Annotated in this window: 5 protein-coding genes and 3 pseudogenes; 4 read left to right on the top strand and 4 right to left on the bottom strand. The window is 54.1% G+C overall.

Annotation, left to right across the window (positions count from 1 at the left end):
* Positions 1–142 precede the first annotated feature (142 nt).
* Positions 143–319, top strand: a pseudogene (locus E7681_RS18715) (BrxR family helix-turn-helix transcriptional regulator); the annotation flags it as partial.
* A 425-nt stretch (positions 320–744) separates the two neighbouring features.
* On the opposite strand, the gene E7681_RS19220 reads toward E7681_RS18715, so the two are convergent.
* On the bottom strand, positions 745–1527 hold the full coding sequence (locus E7681_RS19220) for an HlyD family secretion protein (RefSeq protein ID WP_246032558.1): 783 nt from the start codon (positions 1525–1527) through the stop codon (positions 745–747).
* Here E7681_RS19220 and E7681_RS19225 point away from each other — a divergent pair.
* The 3 genes and pseudogenes from E7681_RS19225 to E7681_RS19230 form a co-directional block, all read left to right on the top strand.
* A complete protein-coding gene (locus tag E7681_RS19225) occupies positions 1442–1705 on the top strand; it encodes an efflux RND transporter permease subunit (protein WP_246032557.1) in 264 nt (87 codons plus the stop codon). The genes E7681_RS19220 and E7681_RS19225 overlap by 86 nt on opposite strands.
* Positions 1692–1925, top strand: a pseudogene (locus tag E7681_RS18730) (integrase core domain-containing protein); the annotation flags it as partial. The gene E7681_RS19225 and the pseudogene E7681_RS18730, both read left to right, overlap by 14 nt.
* Positions 1926–2376: 451 nt before the next feature.
* A pseudogene (locus E7681_RS19230) lies at positions 2377–2448 on the top strand (IS6 family transposase); the annotation flags it as partial.
* Between the two features lie 86 nt (positions 2449–2534).
* On the opposite strand, the gene E7681_RS18740 reads toward E7681_RS19230, so the two are convergent.
* From E7681_RS18740 to E7681_RS19430, 3 genes are all read right to left on the bottom strand, one after another.
* Complete coding sequence (locus E7681_RS18740; RefSeq protein ID WP_136340775.1) at positions 2535–2873, bottom strand: hypothetical protein; 339 nt, start codon at positions 2871–2873, stop codon at positions 2535–2537.
* 265 nt (positions 2874–3138) lie between these two features.
* Positions 3139–3315, bottom strand: a complete 177-nt coding sequence (locus tag E7681_RS18745) for a cytochrome b/b6 domain-containing protein (protein WP_168733257.1) — start codon at positions 3313–3315, stop codon at positions 3139–3141.
* Positions 3316–3765: 450 nt separating this feature from the next.
* Positions 3766–3879, bottom strand: coding sequence for a TetR family transcriptional regulator (locus E7681_RS19430; protein WP_425471413.1), 114 nt, complete (start codon positions 3877–3879; stop codon positions 3766–3768).
* Positions 3880–3906: the final 27 nt, after the last annotated feature.

Genomic DNA, 3906 nt, shown 5'->3' on the forward strand with positions numbered 1-3906 from the left:
TTATTCAAACCCATAGAAGCGCGAACTTTTCCCGCTTTGCGTGTATTTTCGATTGCCTGCGCAGAAGCACTCCTCTAACATCTCCAACAGCACAGAAAATGGGCGTGTACATTTTTCCTACACGCAAGATTGGGAGTGCAAAGTGGATAGCAACAAGCCGGAGCTTCGTTGGGGGGTCGCGCAGCGTCTCGATTTTATCGAGTTCCGGTTATTTTGGGAGGGATATGTGAACCGAAGCGACCTGATGGAGCAGTTCGGTCTGTCGGTGAACCAAGCGTCCGCCGACCTGAACCGCTATATCGGCATCGCTCCGGAGAACAATCAGGGCCAATCTCATCGGCCAATCGCAACACCGCAGCCACGATCTGCGTCTTTCGCTCTTCTGCGCTCTGTCGGCCAGACATTTGTCACCTCTTGTTAGTTATAACTCACTAACATATAAGGGAGACGCCAACAACTACTATCCCGAGTCTCCATTCCAGTTACAAAGGTCCCTGCCATGCATGTCAAAACTGCCCCCTCCGGCTATTCTCGCCTACAAATAGGTTTACACTGGCTGGTCTTTGTGTTGATCGCCCAGCAATACCTCTTCAAGGGTGCGATTCGATCAACACAAAGACCAGCCAGTGTAAACCTATTTGTAGGCGAGAATAGCCGGAGGGGGCAGTTTTGACATGCATGGCAGGGACCTTTGTAACTGGACTGGAGACTCGGGATAGTAGTTGTTGGCGTCTCCTTTATATGTTAGTGAGTTATAACCAACAAGAGGTGACAAATGTCTGGCCGACAGAGCGCAGAAGAGCGAAAGACGCAGATCGTGGCTGCGGTGTTGCGATTGGCCGATGAGATTGGCCCTGATCGGTTAAGTACAACAGATGTCGCTCGCGGCGCGCAGATAGCTGTTTCCACATCCTCGGCGGCCGCCCCTCTGTAGGGTACGACAATCTCGGCTTCCACTGCGCGGAAATCAGGGAAGGTCTCGCGCAAAAGTCCGGGCGCGGCAAAGACGCCTGCCGCGAGAAAAAGAAGAATAAGAAGGTTGCCCGCCGTCGGATGGCCCGTGAACCAACGTATCATGGCTGGACCTCGATCGGCGTCAGCGCCATGCCGGGAATAGCAGGAGCGATGTCGTCGATGACGACGATTTCGCCCGGCTCGAATGGCGGCCTCGCTGCGTGCGATCTGTGCTGCGATCCGGGCCTCACGAGGCGGGATCAATGCGAGGCTGTTTTCCAGTTCGGTGACAGTGCGGCGAGCCAGAAGCGTCGCGCGCTCGGCCTCATCACCGCGGGATTGTGGGACGGTGCCCTGTGCGGTCAGCGTGCGAATGCGCTCCAGGTCGGTTTCGGCTAGAGCCAGCCGTTCGCGCTCTAATTCCAAGATCCGGGTAGTGTTGGCCGCCTCGGTAGCCAGCTGCGCGCTTTCAGCGTTCGGCATCGTGATGGACGATTCTATTGTGATCGCGGATTCCATCGCGGTCCATGCCGCCGAAAAACCGACAGTCGAGACCGTAACCAAAGGTGTCACAGCTGTAGCCCCTGGCGTTATATCGTCATTCCTAACAACGTTGGCAGTGTTTCTTCCTCTTGCTTACTTGGCGGGTGAATTGGGTGCCGTACTCGAGGTTCTGCCAGTAGTCTTGTTGGCGGCGCTCGCCGCATCGCTTATCGAAGCCTTTTTCATACTGCCCCCAGCACGGCTTTAGAGTGTCGATGAGCGGCAAGGGAAATTGTTATGACAACTCCGCGGTGGAGACCTTCTTCAAAACAATCAAGGCCGAGTTGATCTGGCGGCACTCCTGGCCAACGCGGCGGGCGACTGAGATGGCGATCTTCAACTACATAAACGGCTTCTACAATCCGCGCCGACGGCACTCAGCCCTCGGCTGGAAAAGCCCCGTGGCCTTCGAACGGAAAGTGGCCTAAACGAGCACTTGGGGCGGCACACCCAGACGCTGAAGCCACTCGTGATCTCGGTCGTCTTTGGCCTTCTGGCGGCGACAGTTCTGATCTTGCTGGTGCTGCCTGCGTTCTATGCAGCGCTTGAGGATATCCGGCCGCGCAAAACCGCAAACCCAATAGCCGGATAGGATGCTGATCCAAAAATTGATTGCGCGAAGAAAGCACTGTCCGATCACTTTACATCATAAATCTACATAAGGTCAGGAAACCAGTGCTTCACGGCCCCAAAATTCATGCCCTCGTGAAGTTGGCATAGAATTTGCTGTCTGTCTCGTTTAGGCTAGTAAAATCGCGAACTCAGATACGCTTTAATGATTACAATGACTTACGGGGCAGAGAGAGTTGGGTGCCAGAAACATCTCCTCCGGTTTGTGTGCCCTATGATGTTAATGAAAAACACATCTTTCGTTTTACAAATCGCGAACGGCACTATCTGTGGCGGGCGGTTGATCACGAAGGCGAGGTGCTGGAGAGCGTCGTCACAAAGCCATAGAAACCAGACCTTATGTAGATTTATGATGTAAAGTGATCGGACAGTGCTTTCTTCGCGCAATCAATTTTTGGATCAGCATCCTATCCGGCTATTGGATTTGCGGTTTTGCGCGGCCGGATATCCTCAAGCGCTGCATAGAACGCAGGCAGCACCAGCAAGATCAGAACTGTCGCCGCCAGAAGGCCAAAGACGACCGAGATCACGAGTGGCTTCAGCGTCTGGGTGCCCTGTGCGGTCAGCGTGCGAATGCGCTCCAGGTCGGTTTCGGCTAGAGCCAGCCGTTCGCGCTCTAATTCCAAGATCCGGGTAGTGTTGGCCGCCTCGGTAGCCAGCTGCGCGCTTTCAGCGTTAAAAGCCGCTAGGTCTGCCCGGGCCTGCGCCAATGCAAGCTCGTAATCGGCAGGGTCAATACGCAGCACTTCGGTCCCGGCCGGGACCAGGCGGTTAACAAAATGGCGATGTCTTCGGGGCTTTCGTCACCCTGCAGATCCCCTGACGCCTGCTGATCACGGATCGCAGAAACCAATCGGCCCTGATATGCTCCAAGGATCTCGCGAAACACATTGCGCAAGCCAGGATTTTCTACCTGCAATTCGCGGGAGAACAAGATTGAAGGCAAGGCCGGCGTGTGGGCAATGGCTGATAGCTGTGCTTGCCGCAAAGAGAGGTGCCAAGCGCATAAGTTCACCCCTTCGCCTGGCGCATCCGCGCCAATGTGCCGTCGCGTAGAACGAAGTGGTGGTAGAATGCACCCGCGACATGAAGGGCGACCAGTGCCAATAGCACGATTTTCATCACATTATGCCCCTGCGCAGCGGCCTCAACACCTCCGAACCACGCGACCGATCCGCTCATCGGCATCAGTGCGCAATGTGTTTCGCGAGATCCTTGGAGCATATCAGGGCCGATTGGTTTCTGCGATCCGTGATCAGCAGGCGTCAGGGGATCTGCAGGGTGACGAAAGCCCCGAAGACATCGCCATTTTGTTAACCTCGCTTGTGCAGGGTGTCGCCATTCGATGGACCCTTGGAGCACGTTGATTTTGTCTCTGGGGCTTAGGCTCCGCGCTCTTTGACATTGATAATATCTGAAGAGATATGTGGGCGGTTTGGTTCATTCGATGAACAAACAACTGCATATCGGGGTCCTTAGGCTTCGGCCGATGATAGGATTTAACAGCTTCACTGTTTTTCTACATTCTACATTCTACATTCTACATTCTACATTCTACATTCTACATTCTACATTCTACATTCTACATTCTACATTCTACATTCTACATTCTACATTCTACATTCTACATTCTACATTCTACATTCTACATCGAAAGATCGCGGGCTGGCTGAGGCCAATGGCGCGAGCGACATCTGTTGTACTTAACCGATCAGGGCCAATCTCATCGGCCAATCGCAACACCGCAGCCACGATCTGCGTCTTTCGCTCTTCTGCGCT

Origin of the sequence: Thalassobius vesicularis, assembly GCF_004799325.1 — a bacterium.
In the GTDB taxonomy this organism is placed as follows: domain Bacteria; phylum Pseudomonadota; class Alphaproteobacteria; order Rhodobacterales; family Rhodobacteraceae; genus Thalassobius; species Thalassobius vesicularis.